We start from the raw sequence: 19,428 nt of genomic DNA, 5'->3' as shown, positions 1-19,428 counted from the left end.
AGGTGTCGGACCGGCGGCGTTCCCCGTCCGGTGTCGGGTGGTTGTACGGTTGGCTCGTCGTCATGGTCGCGTGCATGGTGGCCCGGATCTGGCTGGGCCGGGCGGACCACCACTTTCTGCTGATGAACGCCCCGTACATGTTCGTCAGCATCGGCACACCGATCCTCATCGTGGTCGGCACGATCCGGCATCGGCCGCCGCATCTGGCGGGCTGGCTGATCCTGGCCGCGGCGCAGCTGCTCTACGCCGTCGGCGACGGCATGACCGTCTTCGACGACTGGCTCGGCGACTTCCTCGAGCCGACACCCGCCGACGTCGTGTACTTCGTCTACTACGCGCTCGCGGTGACCGCGATCCTCATCTTCATCCGGCGGCGCGCTCCCGGCTGGGACCTGCCGAGCGGGGTGGACGCGCTGATCATCGCCTGCAGCGCCGGGCTGCTGACCTGGGTCTACCTGGTCAACCCGCTCACCTCGGACTCCGAGTTGCCGCTCGCTGCCAAGTTGACCGAATCGGCGTATCCGGTCCTGGATCTGATGCTCTTGATCTTGGCGATCCGCCTGGTGATGGGCGCCGGCACCCGCGGCCCGGTCCTCTACCTGATGATCACCAGCCTGGTCCTGATGTTCGGCGCCGACCTGCTCTACGCGGTGCTCGGCGTGGTCACCGGCGAAGCCACGTCGGCGGCCTGGCTGGACACCGTGTGGATGGCCTCGCTCGGGCTGCTCGCCATGGCCGCGCTGCATCCCGGCATCCGTACGTTCGACCAGCGCACCGCGACCGCCATCCCCGACGCGTCGCCGGGCCGCCTGGTCCTGCTCGCCATCGCCGTGCTGATGGCCCCCGCCGTGCAGATGATCGAACACCTCCGCGGCGAGGATCTCAGCGTCCCGCTGGCGAGCGCCTCCTGCGCCGTCATGTTCCTGCTGGTCCTGGCCCGGATGGCCGGCCTGATCACGAGCCAGCGCCAGGCCGCGGTCACGGACGGCCTCACCGGCCTGCGCACCCGCCGGGCGTTCGAGGAGACACTCGCGGTGGAGTGCCGCCGAGCCTCCCGTAACGGGTACGAAGCGGGTCTGCTCGTCATCGACGTCGACCACTTCAAGCGAGTGAACGACACCTACGGTCACCCGGCCGGCGACCGCATCCTGCGCGAGGTGGCCGACCGCCTGGCCGCCAACGCCCGGGCCGGCTCGGTGGTCGGACGGTACGGCGGCGAGGAGTTCGTGGTGCTGGCCCCGCACACAAGCCCCGCGGCCCTGCGCGCGTTCGCCGAACGCATCCGCACCGCCGTGGCGGGCCTACCGGTGAAGGCCGACGACGACATGCTGCTGGCCGTGACGGTCTCGGTCGGAGCCGCCACCGGCACCGACCCGGAGGAGCTGCTGAGGGTAGCCGACGCAGCCCTGTACGAGGCCAAGGCCGCCGGCCGAAACCGCTCAGTCCTAGCCGCCAGCTGACCCCACCCCAGCCGCCCCGTGGCAGGCGGGTTCGGCGGTGCGCCGTGCCGGACCGGCTGGCGCGGCGGTGCGCCGTGCCGGACCAGCTGGCGCGGCGCGTGTGCCGTGCCAGACCAGCTGGCGGCGGTGCGGCGTGCCGGACCGGCTGGCGCGGCGGCACTAGGGTTTTCCGCGTGCCTGCTTCCGACTATGTGACCGACCTGCGCGCCAAGGTCGGCACCGGCCTCATCATGTTCCCGACGGTGACCGCTGTCGTCTTCAACGATCGCGGCGAGATCCTGCTCCACCAGCGCAGCGACACCGCCCGGTGGACTCTGATCGCCGGAATCATGGACCCCGGCGAACAACCCGCCGACGCCGTGATCCGCGAGGTCGAGGAGGAGACCGCCGTCCAGGTGAAGATCGAGCGCCTGGCCGGAATCGCCCTGCACGAGGTCACCTACCCGAACGGCGACGAGTGCCAGATGGTCAACACCTGGTTCCGCTGCCGAGCGGTCGGCGGCGAGGCCCGCGTGAACGACTCCGAGTCCCTGCAGGTCGGCTGGTTCCCGCTGGACGCCATGCCGGAGCTCAACCCCTACGCCCACCACCGCATCCGCACGGCCCTGGCCGAGGAGGCCCCAGCCTGGTTCGCCGGACCGGGCGAAGGCATGATCCCCGGCTGGTGACAACGGTCAGCCGGTCAGCCAGCCGGGGCGGATCAGGCCGAACTCGTAGGCCAGCACCACCAGCTGCACCCGGTCACGTGCGCCCAGCTTGATCATCGTCCGGCTCACGTGTGTCTTCGCGGTCGCCGGGCTGATCATCAAGCGTCCGGCGATCTCGTCGTTCGTCAGGCCCTCAGCGACCAGGACCATCACCTCCTTCTCTCGCTCGGTCAACTGCTCCAGCTGGGACGACGGCTCCGGCGTCGGACCGCGCCCGGTCCCCGCCATGAACCCGCCGATGACCCGCCGCGTCACACTCGGCGACAGCAGCGCTTCCCCGGCCGCCACCACGCGCACCGCCCGCAGCAGTTCGACCGGTTCGGTGTCCTTCACCAGGAACCCCGACGCGCCGGTGCGCAGCGCCTCGAAAACGTACTCATCCAGCTCGAACGTCGTCAGGATGACCACCCGCGTCCCGGCCAGCTCGGCGTCCGCGGCGATCCGGCGGGTCGCTTCGAGTCCGTCGACGCCGGGCATCCTGATGTCCATGAGCACCACGTCCGGCCGCTTGCTCCGGACCAGCTCGACCGCCTGAACCCCGTCGGCGGCCTCACCGACCACCGCGATGTCCGGCTCCGCGTCGAGCAACGCCCGGAACCCGGCCCGCACCAGCGCCTGGTCGTCCGCCAGCACCACCGAGATCACCGCGCCTCACCCGCCGCATCCCGACCGGACCCCGTGGCGAAAGACTCGTCCTCCGGGAAGGGCTCGTCCCCGGGAAAAGGCTCGTCCGGCGGGAAAGGCTCATCCGGCGGGAGGGGGCCGCCCGGCTCGGGAGACATGTGCGGCGCCGGCAGCATCACCGACACCAGGAAGCCGCCGCCCGCCGGAGGACCCGCCTCCAGCCGACCGCCGAGACTCTCCGCACGCGCTCGCATCCCGGCGATGCCACTCCCCTGCCCGCTGCCGGCCACGGCCTCTCCCTCCGATGCGCGCACCACGGGCCCATCGTTTCTGATCGACAAATGAAGGTACGACGGCAGGTAACCGATGGAGACCGTTGCATCCGGTTTCGGCCCTGCGTGGCGCCGCACATTCGTCAGCGCCTCCTGAACGATCCGGTAGGCGGCCCGATCCACCTCGGCGGGAAGCTCGCGCGGCTCGCCCATGACCTCGGTCCGCACCGGGATCCCGGCGTCCGCGGTGAGCTCGCCGAGCCGGTTCAGGCCGAGCGCGGGCTGCCGGGGCGCCGCCTCGCCCTCGGTGCGCAACGCGTCGAGCACCGACCGCACCTCCCGTAGCGCCTCCGAGCTCGCCGTCTTGATCGCCGCCAGCGCCTCCCGGGCCTGCTCCGGCCGGCTGTCCATCAGGTGCAGCCCGACACCGGCCTGCACGTTGATCAGCGACAGGTGATGACCGAGCACGTCGTGCAGCTCGCTGGCGATCCGCAGCCGCTCCTCGGAGGCCTGCCGGCGCTCCTGCTCGGCACGGGCCCGGGCCTGCTCCTCCTCGGCCCGCTCCTGCTCGGCCCGGAACCTCTCCATGGCAGCGGCCTGCTCGGCATAGCCCCGGGCCGCCGCACCGGTCACGACCGCACCGGCGAGCCCGCCCGCCAGCAGCAACGCCTGCCGCAGGCGGGGCGGGTCGCCCGGGAGACCGAGCGGCTCCAGAAGCGCGAACATGACCGCCAGATAGGCCGCGAAGGCGACGCCGGCCGCCACGAAAGCGGTCCGGTGACGGCCCGCCCCGGAGAGGCAGAACAACGCGACGAGCGGGGCAACCGCATAAGTCCAGTGCGGCGCGGCGACCGTCGCGATCCCGATCGACGCGGAGACCGCCACCGCGAAGACCGCGAGCGGCGCGCGCCGGCGCCAGAGGAGAGCGAGTGGCCCGATCAGCGACAGCGCGTAGACCAGCGCGAGGAGATCGGTGTGCACCTCGACGTTGCGGACACCGAGCACCTGGAAGAGCAGCGCCCCGGCCACAGCGCCGGGCGGCCAGCCCACATGCCTGCGCCGAGCCCATGGCGGCCGGCGACCCCATGGCGGACGGCCGGCGAACTCGCGCCGCGCCGCCCACGACGGCCGCTCATCGAGCCCGTCGTGCTCAGCGCGTGCAGCCTCGCGCTGCCACGATCGCCTGCCGGGATGCCTCATGCCGCCGAACCTACGGCACCGCGCACCGGCGGGGCATCGTCGCCGAGGGCGAACGGCGGATACGCCGACAGGCCCACATCGCCCCCTCGGCCTACTCCCCGGGGAGTACGCCGGATGGGGTCCGGCCGTCCCGAGCACTCCCTCAGGATGCTCCCGCGGGGCGACGCGCCGGAGCGCCACGACGAGGACTCTGGTGGGCAGAACAGCAACCCACCAAGGAGGAGACCCATGCAACCCGGGACCCGGTTCCGCACCTCCGACACGGAACGCGACCACGTCGCCGAGATCCTGCGCGCCGCGATGGCGGAGGGACGCCTCGATCTGGCCGAGGGCGAGGAACGGCTCGCGGCCGCCTACGCCGCGAAATATCGCGACGAGCTCGCACCCCTCACCACGGATCTCCCCGACGGTGGCCGTGGCGCTCTGGCCCGCACTCCTCAGGCCCTCGCGGCGACACGCCGCTCACTGTGGCGGCACGCCAGTCTCATTCTGATCATCGCGGGTGTCCTCACTGGCCTGTGGCTGCTCTCCGGAGCCCACTTCTTCTGGCCGGTCATCCCGCTGGCGTTCCTGGTCATAGGGCTGATGCGGCACGCACGCTACGGCCGCTATCGATTCCACTACAGCTACGCCCACGGCAGCTGCGGCTGACACCCGATTGTCGGGTGGCCGACCCCACCCCGACATGGCCGCGACGGTCGTTGATCTTCGTCCCGCTCTCTGCCACAGTGGCCGAGTTTGTTCGGGGAGGGACGAAACACATGATGGGTCCGTCGCACGCGCTCTCGGGCGCGGCAGCCTGGCTGGCGGGTTCCTGGGCGCTCGCCCAGTTCGCCGGGGTCAGCCAGACACCGCTCGAGGTCGCGGTCGGAACGGCGGTCTGTGCCGGTGGCGCGCTCCTGCCCGACCTGGACATGTCCGGAAAGGTCACCCGCAATCAGGGCGGCGCGACGGTTGCCCGCACGTTCGGCGTCGCCTCGCTCTTCGTCGCCGAGGTGGTCGAGAAGTTCTCTCTCGGCGTCTACACGGCGACGAAGCTGAGCCGTGACCCGCGGCGCGACAACGGGCACCGCACGTTCACCCACACGCTGCCGTTCTGCGCGCTGATCGGGTGGGGCACCACGGCACTGGCGTCCAGCTACGGGAAGTGGGCGGTCGTCGGCATCGTCTTCTTCATGGCCGGTTTGGCGCTGCGGGGCCTCTTCGACGAGTGGGCCGAGCGCGCCGGCTGGGTCATCGTCACGCTCTCCTCGGCGGTCATCGCCTGGTTCACCGCGGCGAACCTGCCCGGCGATCGGGGCTATCCGCTACTCGGTCTAGCGGTGGCCGTCGGATGTGTGGTCCACATCCTCGGCGACATGATCACGAAGAACGGCGTCCCCATCCTCTGGCCGATTCCGATCAACCGTCGCATGTGGCGCATGATCGGCATCCCGAACAGCATGGCGGTCAAGGTCGGCGGCAAGGTCGAGGTCATCGTCCTGCGCACGGCCTTCACCGTGATCTCGCTGCTCTCCATAGCCGGCCTCTTCGTCCCCGGCGTCCTCGAGCGCCTCAACCTCGACGTCTGGGCCAGCCGCTAACCGAGCATGCGGCCCAAGCCGCTGACCGAGCAGGCGGCCCAAGCCGTTGACCGAGCAGGCGGCCAAGCCGCTGACCCAGCGGCTGGCCACCCGGTCCACCGGCCCACGTCGTTGACGCCGCGCTGGGACGATCGGCTGCCGGAATACCTGGAACACCGACCGGACATCGCCGGGCCGGACGTGGCGGACCTGCGAGTGCGGTCCGCCACGTCGCCAGGTGACGGGTGACGGGTGACGGGTGACGGTCAGTCGATGTTGTAGGCGAGGTTGGGGCGGAGCCAGCGCTCCACCTCGGCCACCGGGACGTCGCGGCGGGTGGCGTAGTCCTCGATCTGGTCCTTGGCCAGGCGGCCGACGGTGAAATAACGGGCTTCGGGGTGGGCGAAGATCAGGCCACTCACCGCCGCTGCCGGGGTCATGGCGTAGGACTCGGTCAGGTTCACGCCGATCGCGTCGGTGCCGAGCAGCTTGAAGAGGTCCTTCTTTTCGCTGTGGTCGGGGCACGCCGGGTAGCCCAGGGCCGGGCGGATGCCGCGGAAACGTTCGGCGTGCAGGTCCTCGAGTTTCGGGTCGGCGTCCGGCTCGAACCACTCGCGGCGGGCCTTCAGGTGCAGGTACTCGGCGAACGCCTCGGCGAGACGGTCGGCGAGGGCCTTCACCATGATGGCGCGGTAGTCGTCGTGCTCGGCCTCGTAGCGGCGGGCCAGCTCGTCGGCGCCGTGGATGGCGACCGCGAAACCGCCCAGGTGATCACGCGAGCCGGCGCCGGCCGGGGCGATGTAGTCGGCGAGGCAGCGGTTCGCGCGGCCGGCCGGTTTCTCGGTCTGCTGACGCAGCATCGGGAACGAGTAGCCGTTCTCCAGGATGATGTCGTCGCCGTCGGCGTGGGCGGGCCAGAAACCGTACCGTCCGCGGGCCTGGAACGAACCGTCGGCGATGATCTGGTCGAGCATCGTGTTGGCGTCGTCGAACAGTTCACGGGCGACGGGCTGGTCGAGGATCGCCGGGTATTTGCCCTTGAGTTCCCAGGCCAGGAACAGGAACTGCCAGTCGATCATGCGGCGCAGTTCGGCGATCGGCGGCGCTACCTCCCGTACCCCGGTGAAGGCCGGTGTGGGCAGATCGCTGAAGTCGACCACCTCGCGGTTGGCCCGCGCGGCCGCGAGGGTGAGCAGCGGCTGGGAGTGCCGCTGCTCGTGCTGGACCCGCAGCCGTTCCTGCTCGATCCGGTTGTCCTCGTCGAGGGTCTTGGCCCGGGCCGGGTCGAGCAGGTTGGAGACCACGCCGACGACCCGGGAGGCGTCGAGCACGTGGATCGTGGAGCCTTCGTACGCCGGGGCGATCCGCACCGCGGTGTGCTGCTTCGACGTGGTCGCGCCGCCGATGAGCAGCGGCAGGTTCATCCCGCGGCGCTGCATCTCGGCGCCGACCGCGACCATCTCGTCGAGCGACGGGGTGATCAGGCCGGACAGCCCGATCACGTCGGCGTTCTCGGCGACCGCGGTCTCCAGGATCTTCGCGGCGGGGACCATCACGCCGAGGTCGATCACGTCGTAGTTGTTGCAGCCCAGCACGACGCCGACGATGTTCTTGCCGATGTCGTGCACGTCGCCCTTGACCGTGGCGAGCACGACCTTGCCCTGGCCGCGGCCCGGATCGATCCGGCCCTCGAGACGTGCCTGCTCCTTCTCGGCCTCCATGAACGGCTCCAGGTAGGCGACCGACCGCTTCATCACACGGGCGCTCTTGACCACCTGGGGCAGGAACATCCGCCCGGAGCCGAAGAGGTCGCCGACCACCTTCATGCCGTCCATCAGCGGACCCTCGATCACCTCGAGCGGCCGGGGCAGCTCCTGACGGGCCTCCTCGGTGTCCTCCTCGATGAAGTCGACGATGCCGTGCACCAGGGCGTGCGTGAGCCGCTCGCCGACCGGGGCCTCGCGCCAGGAGAGGTCGACCTCCCGCTTGGCGCCGCTGCCGGTGACCGTGGAGGCGAAGGTGACGAGCCGGTCGGTGGCGTCCTCGCGGCGGTCGAAGAGCACGTCCTCGACGAGTTCCAGCAGGTCGGCGGGGATGTCCTGGTAGACGGCGAGCTGGCCGGCGTTGACGATGCCCATGTCCAGGCCGGCCTTGACCGCGTGGAACAGGAACGCCGAGTGCATGGCCTCGCGCACCACGTCGTTGCCGCGGAAGGCGAAGGACAGGTTCGAGATGCCCCCACTGGTACGGGCGCCGGGGCAGCGCTCCTTGATCCGGGGCAGAGCGTCGATGAACGCCTTCGCATAGCCGTTGTGCTCCGCGATGCCTGTCGCGACGGCGAGCACGTTCGGGTCGAAGATGATGTCGTTGGGGTCGAACCCGTCCTCGACCAGCAGGTCGTAGGCCCGCGCGCAGATCGCGACCTTACGGTCGGCGGTGTCCGCCTGGCCATGCTCGTCGAAGGCCATCACGACGACGCCCGCGCCGAAGTCCCGGATCCGGCGCGCCTGCGTCAGGAACTGGTCGACGCCTTCCTTGAGGCTGATCGAGTTGACCACGCCCTTGCCCTGGACGCACTTGAGGCCGGCCTCCAGCACGCTCCACTTCGAGCTGTCGATCATGATCGGGATCCGGGCCACCTCGGGCTCGGTCGCGATCAGGTTGAGGAACGTGGTCATCGCCTGCTCGCTGTCGAGCAGGTCGGCGTCCATGTTGACGTCGAGCAGGTTGGCGCCGCCGCGGACCTGCTCCAGGGCCACGTCGACGGCGGCCTGGTGGTCGCCCGCCTCGATGAGCCGGCGGAACTTCGCGGAGCCGGTGACGTTGGTCCGCTCGCCGATCATCACGAAGCCGGTGTCCGGGCCGATCTCGAACGGCTCCAGGCCGGAGAACCGGGTGGTCGGGGCGGGCGGGTCGATCACCCGGGGTGTCATGCCGGCCACGGCGGTGGCGATCGCGCCGATGTGCGCCGGGGTGGTGCCGCAGCAGCCGCCGACGATGTTGACCAGGCCGTCGGAGGCGAATCCGGCGACCAGGGCGCTGGTCTCGGCCGGGGTCTCGTCGTAGCCGCCGAACGCGTTCGGCAGGCCGGCGTTCGGGTGGGAGGCGACATAGACGTCGGAGAGCCGGGCGAGGTCGGTGACGTGCGGGCGCATCTCGGTCGCGCCGAGCGAGCAGTTCACGCCGACGACCAGCGGTTTCGCGCGCTCGATCGAGCGCCAGAAAGCTTCGACCGTCTGGCCCGACAGGGTACGCCCGGACAGGTCGACAATCGTCACGGAGATCCAGAGGGGGAGCTCCGGAGCGACCTCGTGGGCAGCCGCGATGGCCGCCTTCGCGTTGAGCGTGTCGAAGATCGTCTCGACCAGGAGCAGGTCGACGCCACCCTCGGCGAGCGCCGCGATCTGCTCCGCGTAGGTCGCCTTGACCTTGTCGAACGTGACCGCCCGGTACGCCGGATCGTCCACCTTCGGCGAGAGCGAGAGCGTCACGTTGAGCGGGCCGACCGAGCCGGCGACGAAACGGGGCTTGCCGTCCCGTGCGGTGGCCTCGTCGGCGGCCTGCCGGGCCAGCCGGGCGCCCTGCACGTTCATCTCGCGGACCAGGTGCTCCAGGCCGTAGTCGGCCTGGGCGATGCTGGTCGCGGTGAACGTGTTGGTGGTGGTGATGTCCGCGCCGGCCGCGAGGTACTGCCGGTGAACGTCGAGGATCACGTCCGGCCGGGTGAGGATCAGCAGGTCGGGGTCGCCCGTGACGTCCTTGGGGTGGTCCGCCGGGATCAGCTCGTTGCGGTAGTCGGCCGGGGTGAGCTTGGCGCCCTGCAGCATCGTGCCCCAGGCGCCGTCGAGCACCAGGATCCGCTCAGCGAGCAGCTCGCGCAGCGTGGTGACGGTGGAAGTCACGGGGTACACACCTCCGAGGAAAGTCGGAGGCGCCCTTGTTTCGGGGTGGATCACCGGTCGAGCGTGACGGGTGGCCCGCTGCAGCGCCTCTCGGCCGGAGACTCCACGATACCCACTTCTTCACTTGGCGTCGGCGTAGGCACCAACCACTGAGACGTCCAGAGGAAAACGGACCGACGTGTCGCCGAAGAGCATCCGGCCGGCCCGGGCGGCGCACTCCTGCACCGCCTCGACCACGGCGGCGGAGGATGAGGCGGGGCAGTGCACCACCACCTCGTCGTGCACGAAAAGCACCAGTTCGGCTGACATGTCCGACAAGGCGGTCCGGAGCAGGGCCAGCACCACGAGCGCCCACTCCGCGGCGGTCGCTTGAATCACGAAATTCCGGGTGAATCGCCCACGGGCTCGACCGGGCGGCGGGGCGACGTCCTCCGGCGGCTCCAAGCCGGCATCGCGAGCCACGTGAGCGGGTGGACAGGTCCGCCCCAGCCAGGAGCGGACGAGACCACCGTTCTCGCCGGTCCGGGCGGCCGCCTCGACATAGTCGAAGGCCACCGGATAGTGCCGCCGCAACACTGCGAGCGCCGGGATCGCGTCGCCGCCGGTCTGCCCGTACATCGCACCGAGCAGGGCGATCTTGGCTTTCGCCCGGTCGCCGCCGAACGAGTCGGCGGCGAGCGCGGCGTAGAGGTCGCCGGCGGCCGCCGCCCGGGCCAGCCGGGAGTCACCGGAGACGGCGGCCAGGACGCGGGGCTCCAACTGGCCGGCGTCGGCGACCACGAACTCCCAGCCCGGATCGGCCACCACGGCCCGGCGGACGACCTTGGGGACCTGCAGCGCGCCGCCGCCGCGGGTCGCCCAGCGGCCGGAGACCACGCCGCCCGCCACATACTCCGGGCGGAAGCGGCCGTCGCGCACCCAGGCGTCGCACCAGGACCAGCCGTGCGCGGTCCAGATGCGGTAGAGCTCCTTGAACTCCAGCAGCGGCTCGACCGCCGGATGATCGATGCCACGCAGCACCCAGCGACGCGTGTTCGGCACGTGGATGCCGGCCCGGGCGAACGCCTTGACCACCTCGGCCGGCGAGTCCGGGTGCAGGCCGCGCACCCCGAACGCCGCGTTGATCTCGGCGGTCAGCTCGGCGAGGCGCCGGGGCGGGCCGACCGGCTGCGGCGCGCCGAGCAGCTCACGCAACAGCTCGTCGTGGATGTCGGCACGCCACGGCAGCCCGGTGTGCCCCATCTCGGCAGCCGTGAGCGCGCCGGCCGACTCGGCGGCGACGAGCATCCGGAACCGGCCGGGGTGATCGGTCTCGGTGATCCGGCGCTGCTGAACCCCGTACACCTCGAGGAGGTCTTGAATCTCGACGATCGGGGCCGAGGCGGTCTCGAAGAGGGCGGCCTGGGCGAAACCCGGCGGCTCGGCGTCGGGACGTGGTGGATCGGGGGGCGCCGGGAGGCCGCGGATGCGGGCGAGCGCCGCGGCGACCCCCCGTGGCTCGCCCCAGCGCCCCGCATGCCCGAGCAGCAGGGCCTCGGTGAGCTCCAGATCGTGGCAGCGGGCCACCCGGACACCGGCGCGCAGCAGCGCCGGATAGATGTCGGCGGTGGAGGCCCAGACCCAGCGTGGCTGGTCCGCGGCCTCCCGGGCAGCAATGGTCGCGGGCAGGTCGGCCACCTGGTGAGGTGGTCCGGCCGGCCCGCCGTCGGCACGCAGGTCCTGCAGCCGACCGTCAGGGAGTACCGCTACCAGCACGCCGCCATTCTGCGCCCGCGGTACGACAACTTCTCACTTCACGGCGCCGGCGGTGAGGCCGGCCTGGATCTGCCGCTGGAAGATCGCATAGACCACGATCATCGGCAGGATCGACAGGGTCAGCGCCGCGAAGAGCGTGGACCACTCGGCGTGGTAACCGGCCTGCACGCTGATGTTCGCGATGCCCTGGGTGAGCACCCACTTCGAGTCGGCACCCGCGCCCTGCATGATCGCGACCGGCAGGAGGTACTGGTTCCACTGCCCGACGATGTTGAAGATCGTGATGCTGATCAGGCCGGACTTCGCCATCGGCATCATGATCTGGAAGAACTTGCGGGTGTGTGACGCGCCGTCGACGGTCGCCGCCTCGTCGATCTCGTGCGGCAGCGCCTTGAAGAACGCGGCCAGGAAGAAGACGGTGAACGGCAGCGAGTACGCGATGTACACCAGGATCAGACCGGTGAACGTGTTGATCAGCCCGAGGTTCTTCAGGATGAAGAAGAGCGGGGTGATCGCCATGAACGTGGGGAACGCCAGGCCGGAGACGAACAGGTAGTAGAGGAAGCGGTTGCCGCGGAATCGGTAGCGGGCCAGCACGTAGGCCGCCATCGAGCCGAAGAGCATCGTCCCGGCCGTGCTGATCGCGACCACGAAGACGCTGTTCAGGAAGTAACGCCCGATGTGCGCCTCGCTCCAGGCGTTCACGTAGGTGCCGAACGAGAACGACGACGGAAGCGCGAACGGCTGACCCAGGAAGATTTCGGTGTTGCTCTTGAACGAGGCGAGGAGCACCCAGATCAGCGGACCGGCCGTCGCGATCGCCCACGCGAAAAGGGCGATGTGCGCGAGACCGTTGAGCGCGTTGACCTCGCGCTTCTTGGTCTCGATCGGGCGAGCCACGGCGGGAGCAGCGGTAGTCGTCATCGTGAACCTCAGTGCGCTTCCCGCCGGGTGACCCGCAGGGTCAACGCGGCGAAGGTCAGAGTAAGGAAGAAGAGCGCCACCCCGATCGCCGACGCGTACCCGGCCTGCGAGTACTCGAAGGCGTTCCGGTAGATCATCATCGACAGCACCGAGGTCGCGCCGTCCGGGCCACCGCGGTCCACCGACATGATGTTGACCAGGGCGAACGCGTCGAACGCCGCGATGCCGAGGTAGACCCACGCGACCTGCAGGGTGCCCCAGAGCAGCGGAATCGTGATCTTGAAGAACACACTGATCCGGCTCGCGCCGTCCAGCGCCGCGGCCTCGTAGACCTCCCGCTCGATCGAACCCATGCCGGCCGAGAAGAGGACCACGTAGAAGCCGACCGCCTGCCAGACCATCACGGCGAGGATGCAGGTCAGCGCCCACCGCTCGTCGGCCAGGAAGAGCCACGGCGACCAGGAGTCCGGGAACAGGCCGTTGAGCATGCCGCTCTCGTCCGTGGAGAACACCCGGCCGAAGATCACCGCGACGATGGCGAGGGCCATCAGCTGCGGGAAGAAGAAGATCACCCGGTAGAACTTGGAGCCCCGTACGCCCCGGTGCATCCCGCCGCCCTCGTTCAGCAGGAACGCGAAGACCAGCGCGATCGCAATCGTGATGATCGGCAACAGGATCAGCAGGTAGAGGTTGTGCCCGACGGACCGCCAGAACAGGTCGTCGTTCCACAGCCGCTCGAAGTTGTCGAAACCGTTGTACGTGATCGGCCCCAGACCGGACCAGCTGGTGAACGCCAGCTGGAACGTCTGGATGTATGCCGCGACCACGAAGGTGCCGTAGAGCGCCACCGGCACGGCAAGGAAGCCGATGATGAAGGGGTACTTGCCGTGCCGCATGGCTCTCCTCGGAGAAAGAACTAGGAGCGGGTGAACTTGGTGACCGACGCGTCGGACGCGACGGCCTGGGCCGCCTTCTCCATCCGCTCGGCGAACTTCTGCGCGTCGTAGTCCTTGAACATCAGGTCGTTCGTGGCGACGCGCGACTCGTCGTCGAGCTTCTTGTACCAGGTGTCGAACAGGTAACCCATGAAGATGTCCTTGCCGGCCTTGCCGACGGCATCGTTCGCGCTGGTCAGACCGGGCGAGATGGTCACGCCGTCGGCCGCGCCCGCCACCACGGTGAGCGACTTGGTGAGCTTGGTGAAGCCCAGCGCCGCCTCCTTGGCGAGCATCGCGCGCAGGTACTCCATGCCGCCGCGCGGGTTCTTGCTCTTGGCGGCAGCGAAGTAGATCTCACCGGCCGCGGCGTTGAGGGCGGACGCCGGGAGCGCGTCGGAGGTGGTCACGCTCGGGTACGCGGCGAGCGCGTACTCGAAGCCCGGCGGGGTGTCCTTGGCCTGCTCGTTCTCCAACCAGGACCCGCACGGGTAGAACGCCAGCTTGTCCTGGTTCTGCCGGAGCTGCACCTCGGTGTGCTTGAGGCCGAGGAAGCTCTTGTCGATGTAGTTCTTGCCGACCTCGGCCCACGCGGCGGCGGCCTTGACCACGGCGTCGTTCGTCCAGGCGCCCGGCTTCAGGTTGTCGATGTCCTTGAGGACCTGCTCGCCACCGATCTTGCCGGCGCTGGTCAGGATCGCCCGGACCTGGTAGTACGCCGCGTTCGCGCCGGCGTAGCCGTACGGCGTGATGCCCGCCGCCTTGATCCTGTCGAGCAACGCGGTGAAGTCGGCCCAGGTCTCCGGCGGAGTCCAGCCGTTCTTGGCGAACAGCGCCTTGTTGTGCCAGAGGCCGTAGACCGTGTACGCGTAGTTCACCGCGTACGGCTTGCCGTTGTAGGTGCCCTGCTCGATCGCGCCCGGCACGAGGGTCTCGGCGACGGTCTTGCCGGCGACGTCCCAGGACGGCGCGGCGAACAGCTCGGTGAGGTCCTGCGCCTGGCCGGCGTTGACGACCGCGCCGAAGTCCATCAGCTTCGAGCCCGAGTTGTTGATCATGTCGGGCGCGTCGCCGGCGTTGATCCGCGGCTGGACGACAGTGGCGACCTCCTGGGTGGCGGAGTACGTCACCTTGGAGTCCGGCCACTTCTTGTTGTACAGCGGGATGTCCACGTCGGTCGCGTACTTGGTGCCGAGACCGCCGTCGAAGATCAGGACCTCGATGCCGGCCTTCGGGTCGACACCCAGCGGGTTGTCCGCCGACTTCTCGCCGGTGGCCTGCTCGGGAGCGTCCTCCTCGGTCCCGCCGCCGACACACGCGCTCAGCATCCCGACCGCGGGGGTCGCGGCCAGGCCGACCGCGGCGGCGCGGCGCAGCAGGGTACGACGGTCCAAATCGGAGGACGTTATCTCAGACATCTTTGTCCCTTTCACAGAATCAACCTTTGACCGCGCCGGCGGTCAGACCGGTGGCGATGTTGCGCTGGATGAGCAGGAAGAAGATCACCACGGGGATCGATGTGATGATCGCACCGGCCATGAGGGGACCCCAGGCGGTACCGCGTTCGGTCTGGTTGTAGAGCAGCCAGGCCATCAGGTTCTGCTTCTCCGGGCTGTTCAGCGTGTTGATGATGATGAACTCGTTCCACGCCTGAATGAACCCGTAGACCGAGGTTGCCACCAAACCGGGACCGGTGAGCGGCAGGATGATCCGCCAGAACACCTGGGCCCGGGTGCAGCCGTCGATCATCGCCGCCTCGTCCAGCTCCCGGGGGATGCCGGAGATGAAACCCCGCAGGGTCCACACCGTGTACGGCAGCAGCAGCACCAGATAGACCAGCGCGACGCCGGGCAGCGTGTTGGTGAGCTCCGCCCGCTGGAGCATCAGGAACAGCGGGATGAGCAGCGCGAGGAACGGCACCAGCTGGACGGCCAGGACGACCAGGATGATCGCCTTCCGTCCGTAGAACGCGAACCGGGCGATCGCGAGCGCCGCCAGGAAGCCGACCACGAGCGCCGCGGCGACCGCCATGGCCGTGATGATCAAGCCGTTGACCATGGCGGGCAGGAAGAGCTCCTCCCCCAGCGCCGACTTGAAGTTGTCCAGGGTCGGGTGGATCGGCAGGAAGGTCGGCGTGAAGCTCTTGACCTCGGACTCCGGCTTGAACGCGGTGTTCAGCACCCAGTACACCGGGAAGAGCATCAACAGGCCGAAGATGATGCCGACGGTGTTCGCCGCGATCGTGCCGGTCCGGCTGCGTCCGACGGTGACGACGCCTTCGTCGTGGCGAGCCATCAGTCCACCTCTCCGATCTTGAACATCTGGCGGATGTAGAAAGCCATCACGCCGAGCATCAGCAGCACGGTGATCACCGAGATCGCCGAGCCGTAGCTGTACCGGGACTGGCCGAACGCCTGCGTGTACGAGTACGTCGCCAGTGTCTGATAGACCGGCTCCGGGTGCCCGTCACGCAGCGCCCAGTTCTGGGTGAAAAGCCCGAAGTTCCAGATCACCGAGAGCGTCGTGACGATGGTGAGCAGCGGCTTCAGGATCGGCAGCGTGATGCTGCGCAGCGACTGCCAGGCCGAGGCGCCGTCCACCGTGGCCGCTTCGAGCAGCTCCTTCGGGACTTGGGTGAGCCCGGCGCTCAGCGAGATCGCCAGGAACGGGATGCCGGCCCAGACCACCAGCGTGGTGATGACCGCCCAGCCCTCCCACGGGTTCACGAACCAGCTGTGGTTCGCGAAGTCCACTCCGGGGATCTTGTCGATCAGGTAGTTCAGGATGCCGAAGTCCGAGTCGGTGATCCAGCGGAACGCCTGCGCCGCGACCAGGGCCGGCAGCGCCCAGACGAACATCATCGCGATCATCATGAACAGCCGGACCTTGCTGTGCACCCGGCGCATGAGCAGCGCGACGCCGAGGCCGAGCAGCACCGAGATGGTGACCGAGACGACGGTGAAGACCGCGGTACGCGCCACGACACCCCAGAAGACGCTGTCGGTCAGCGCCTTCGTGTACTGGTCGAAGCCGGCCCACGGCGGGGTCAGGCCGGTGATCAGTTCCCGCAGCCGCATGTTCTGGAAGGACAGAAGGATCATGCGGTAGAGCGGGTAGGCCAGCAGTCCGGCCAGGATCAGCAGGGTGGGCAGGGAGAGCAGCCATGCTGTCCGAGCCTCCCGCTGGCTGCGGCGGCGAACCCGGTTGACCTTCTTCGGCGCCGGCTGCGGCGCCGGATCCGACGTCCGGGGCGGGGTGTCGACGGCGTACATCAGTGATCCCTCCTGGGCGTGCCGCCCGCGGCCTCGACCGCGGGCGGCACAGCGAATCAGGCCTCGTTGAGCGTGGCGTTGATCTGCTCGTCGGCCCACTTGGCGCCGTCGGCGACCGTCTTCTTACCGGTCAGGATGTCGGTCAGCATGGTCTGCAGGATGCTGGCCTTCTCGACGTCGGCCCACTTCTCGGCGTTCGGCGGGAACCAGCTGGACTTCGCGGCCAGCGCCGGGTTCTTGATCGCCGGGTTCTCGGCGGCCTTGTCCAGCAGCGCGGTCGAGTTCGGCAGCGCGTTGGCCTTGATCAGGCCCTCCATCGACTTGCTGTCGGTGAAGGCCTTGATCCACTGGGCGGCGAGCTCCTTGTTGGCGCTCTTCTGGGTCACGCCGAGGTTCGAGCCACCGAGGAAGGAGGGGATCTCCGGCATCGGCGCGGCGGCCAGCTTGCCCTTGACCTTGGTCGGGACCAGCGGCGAGTTCGGGTCGTTCGGGTCCTTGCGGACCTCCTCGGCCACGCCCTGCTCCCAGCCGTTGCCGTAGAACATGCCGGCCGAGCCCTGCGCGAAGATGCCGGCCTGCTCGTTCTCGTTCTTGGTGACGTCAGCCTTCGAGTACTTCTTGGTGACGTCGACCCACTCCTGCAGGCCCTGCTGCGAAGCCGGCGAGGAGAGCTGGCCGACCCACTTGTCGCCGTCCTTGGTGGCGATCTCGCCACCCTTCGACTTCACCCAGGACATCGCGGCGTACCAGTACTGGCCCGGCATGTAGAACGCGCTGAACTTGTTGTCCTTCGCGTTCGCGGTCTGCAGTTTCTCCGCGGCCGAGAGGAAGTCCGCGTAGGTCTTCGGCGCGTCGGCGATGCCCGCGCTCTTGAACAGGTCGGTGCGGTAGATCAGCACGCGCGCACCGGCGTAGTACGGAACGCAGAACGTCTTGCCGTCCAGCTCGCACGCGCCGGAGAGGCCGGTCAGCCAGGTGTCGGAGTTCTCGAAGTCACCCTTGTTGAGCTCGGCGAAGCCGCCGTTGAACACGTACTTGGAGAACTCGGTGTTGCCGAGCTCGACCACGTCCGGGACGTCGGTGCCGGCCAGCGTCGCGTCCAGCTTGGTGAGGTGGTTGGCCCACTGCTGGTACTCGACGTTCACCTGAGCGCCGGTGGCCTCGGTGAACCGCTTGCTGGCGTCCTCGACCACACCCTTCCACGCGGTCTCGGCGTCGACCATGAGCCAGACCTTGAGGGTCTTGCCCTTGCCGTCCACGGCGCCGGTCGCCGAGGTGGCGGCCTCGTCGTCGCTTCCGCTGCTTCCACAGGCGGCGACGCCGAGCAGCGTCGCGGCGAGGGCCGCGGCAACCGCAATCTTGCGCTTCACTTTTCCTCCCGAGGGGATTCAATTTTTGAGAAAGAGGTTCAGCTCTCTTGCGCTGCCTTGTGCCCGTGCACCGCCTTGGCGGTGCGCTGGAACGCGGCGTGCGAACGCTCGTGTGTCCGCTGCGCGACGGCGACATAGAGCAGATCGAGGACGACCAGTTGCGGGTGCCGCGCGCTGAGCGCGTCCGGCCGGAAGGTCGTCGCCTGGGTGGCGGTGAGCAGGACGATGTCGGCGAGCTCGGCCAGCGGTGAGCGCGGGAAGCTGGTGAGCGCGATCGTGGTGGCGCCCCGGCTGTTCGCTTCCGCGAGCAGCTCGATCGTCTCGCCGGTCTCGCCACTGTGCGAGATGCCGAGCGCGACGTCGCCGGGCCGGGACAACGCGGCGCTGGCCAGACCGTTGTGCACGTCGGTCCAGGCCCACACCGGGATGCCGATGCGGTGCAGACTGAACTGCATCTCCTCGCCGACCAGCGCGCTTCCGCTGGCGCCGAAGATGTTCACCCGCGGCGCGGCGGCGATTGCCACCGCGGCCCGCTCCACCTCACCCAGATCCAGCAGCGAGGCGGTGTCGTGCATGGCCCGCGTGTCGGCCGCCATGATCTGACCGAGGACCCGCTCCAGCGGATCGTTCGGCTGGATCTCGCGGCCGATGTCCACGGTCCAGCCGGCCGAGCGCGCCCGGCCGGTCTCCGCCGCGATGCCGAGACGAAGATCCGCGTACCCGTCGAAGCCGACCGCCCGGCAGAACCGGGTGATCGTCGCGGGCGAGGTGCCGCTGCGCTCGGCGAGCTCCACGATCGTCGCCCGCGAGGCCGCGGCCGGGTCGGTGAGCACCTGCTCGGCCACCCGCTGCAGCGCGCCGGTGAACTCCGGCAGCAGCGTGCGAACGCGCAGAAGCACGCCCTCAGCAGGCATTTCCCGCGGCCCATGACTCCCGTTGAGGGTGGTCTGGCCGCGAACCAGCGAGTCGGCGACCGCGGTTGACGCGGTGCCGTCCATCTCCGGCTCAGCCATCGGACACCCTTTCAGGAAGGACTGTTTACTGTCGCGGTAAAAGTTCTTACTAACCGACCCTTCATGTCAAGCGGTTGGGTGAAGTTTTCAAACCGTTACCTGAGCTGCGGTAATGAACTGATGTTTCGCGGAGGGCGGATGACGTCCATCAATCAGCAAATAACCCTTACGATGTGTCCGCCATCACATGCACCATTAACGCCCGTTTTGTCCTCGGGCGAACGGCTCTCTCGGCCTGCCCGTTCGATTGACGCGGACTAGTCCGTTCGGTCAATCTCCGTGACGCGGCGAAACCTCGCCGTTACTCCGGAAACAAGATCAAAAAATTTTCCGTACGAGGTCGAACGCCCACCCAGAAGCCACGACAACGCCCCGCGAAGCCGGCCCCGGCCAGGCGCTTCCTCAGCCCTTCACCCCGCCGCCGGCCGAGTC

The 19,428-nt window shown here is 69.0% G+C and carries 15 protein-coding genes; 4 read left to right on the top strand and 11 right to left on the bottom strand.

Annotation, left to right across the window (positions count from 1 at the left end; translation table 11 throughout):
• Positions 1-74 precede the first annotated feature (74 nt).
• Both AMIS_RS08580 and AMIS_RS08575 read left to right on the top strand, forming a co-directional pair.
• Positions 75-1,460 carry a GGDEF domain-containing protein gene (locus AMIS_RS08580; protein ID WP_172666574.1) on the top strand — a complete coding sequence of 462 codons (1,386 nt, stop codon included), beginning with the start codon at positions 75-77 and terminating at the stop codon, positions 1,458-1,460.
• A 173-nt stretch (positions 1,461-1,633) separates the two neighbouring features.
• Positions 1,634-2,128 (top strand): NUDIX hydrolase, encoded by a 495-nt coding sequence (locus tag AMIS_RS08575; RefSeq protein WP_014441822.1) that lies wholly within the window; start codon positions 1,634-1,636, stop codon positions 2,126-2,128.
• Between the two features lie 6 nt (positions 2,129-2,134).
• Here AMIS_RS08575 and AMIS_RS08570 read toward each other — a convergent pair whose 3' ends face one another.
• Positions 2,135-2,812 carry a response regulator gene (locus AMIS_RS08570; protein ID WP_014441821.1) on the bottom strand — a complete coding sequence of 226 codons (678 nt, stop codon included), beginning with the start codon at positions 2,810-2,812 and terminating at the stop codon, positions 2,135-2,137.
• Entirely contained in the window at positions 2,809-4,113 is a 1,305-nt protein-coding gene (locus AMIS_RS08565) for a sensor histidine kinase (protein ID WP_014441820.1), read from the bottom strand. The genes AMIS_RS08570 and AMIS_RS08565 overlap by 4 nt, the downstream gene beginning before the upstream one ends.
• A 378-nt stretch (positions 4,114-4,491) precedes the next feature.
• Between AMIS_RS08565 and AMIS_RS08560 the strand changes: the two genes are divergently transcribed.
• Together AMIS_RS08560 and AMIS_RS08555 are read left to right on the top strand one after the other, a co-directional pair.
• Entirely contained in the window at positions 4,492-4,914 is a 423-nt protein-coding gene (locus AMIS_RS08560) for a DUF1707 domain-containing protein (RefSeq protein WP_014441819.1), read from the top strand.
• A gap of 110 nt (positions 4,915-5,024) precedes the next feature.
• Positions 5,025-5,846 carry a metal-dependent hydrolase gene (locus tag AMIS_RS08555; RefSeq protein WP_014441818.1) on the top strand — a complete coding sequence of 274 codons (822 nt, stop codon included), beginning with the start codon at positions 5,025-5,027 and terminating at the stop codon, positions 5,844-5,846.
• Positions 5,847-6,091: 245 nt separating this feature from the next.
• Here the strand turns inward: AMIS_RS08555 and metH are convergent, their stop codons facing one another.
• The 9 genes from metH to AMIS_RS08510 form a co-directional block, all read right to left on the bottom strand.
• On the bottom strand, positions 6,092-9,727 hold the full coding sequence (gene metH / locus AMIS_RS08550) for a methionine synthase (protein WP_157434771.1): 3,636 nt from the start codon (positions 9,725-9,727) through the stop codon (positions 6,092-6,094).
• A gap of 120 nt (positions 9,728-9,847) precedes the next feature.
• Positions 9,848-11,482 carry a bifunctional 3'-5' exonuclease/DNA polymerase gene (locus AMIS_RS08545; protein WP_014441816.1) on the bottom strand — a complete coding sequence of 545 codons (1,635 nt, stop codon included), beginning with the start codon at positions 11,480-11,482 and terminating at the stop codon, positions 9,848-9,850.
• 33 nt (positions 11,483-11,515) lie between these two features.
• Positions 11,516-12,406 (bottom strand): carbohydrate ABC transporter permease, encoded by an 891-nt coding sequence (locus AMIS_RS08540; RefSeq protein WP_014441815.1) that lies wholly within the window; start codon positions 12,404-12,406, stop codon positions 11,516-11,518.
• A gap of 8 nt (positions 12,407-12,414) precedes the next feature.
• Positions 12,415-13,302 carry a carbohydrate ABC transporter permease gene (locus tag AMIS_RS08535; protein WP_014441814.1) on the bottom strand — a complete coding sequence of 296 codons (888 nt, stop codon included), beginning with the start codon at positions 13,300-13,302 and terminating at the stop codon, positions 12,415-12,417.
• A 20-nt stretch (positions 13,303-13,322) separates the two neighbouring features.
• Positions 13,323-14,759, bottom strand: coding sequence for an N-acetylglucosamine/diacetylchitobiose ABC transporter substrate-binding protein (ngcE, locus tag AMIS_RS08530; RefSeq protein WP_014441813.1), 1,437 nt, complete (start codon positions 14,757-14,759; stop codon positions 13,323-13,325).
• Positions 14,760-14,778: 19 nt separating this feature from the next.
• Positions 14,779-15,636 (bottom strand): carbohydrate ABC transporter permease, encoded by an 858-nt coding sequence (locus AMIS_RS08525; protein WP_014441812.1) that lies wholly within the window; start codon positions 15,634-15,636, stop codon positions 14,779-14,781.
• Positions 15,636-16,613, bottom strand: a complete 978-nt coding sequence (locus AMIS_RS08520) for a carbohydrate ABC transporter permease (protein ID WP_014441811.1) — start codon at positions 16,611-16,613, stop codon at positions 15,636-15,638. The genes AMIS_RS08525 and AMIS_RS08520 overlap by 1 nt, the downstream gene beginning before the upstream one ends.
• A gap of 56 nt (positions 16,614-16,669) precedes the next feature.
• Entirely contained in the window at positions 16,670-17,983 is a 1,314-nt protein-coding gene (locus tag AMIS_RS08515) for an extracellular solute-binding protein (protein WP_014441810.1), read from the bottom strand.
• 38 nt (positions 17,984-18,021) lie between these two features.
• A complete protein-coding gene (locus tag AMIS_RS08510) occupies positions 18,022-18,996 on the bottom strand; it encodes a MurR/RpiR family transcriptional regulator (RefSeq protein WP_014441809.1) in 975 nt (324 codons plus the stop codon).
• Between the last annotated feature and the right edge of the window lie 432 nt (positions 18,997-19,428).

It is taken from the genome of Actinoplanes missouriensis 431, from assembly GCF_000284295.1.
In the GTDB taxonomy this organism is placed as follows: Bacteria; Actinomycetota; Actinomycetes; order Mycobacteriales; family Micromonosporaceae; genus Actinoplanes; species Actinoplanes missouriensis.
This window is presented reverse-complemented; position numbering and strand designations above follow the sequence as displayed.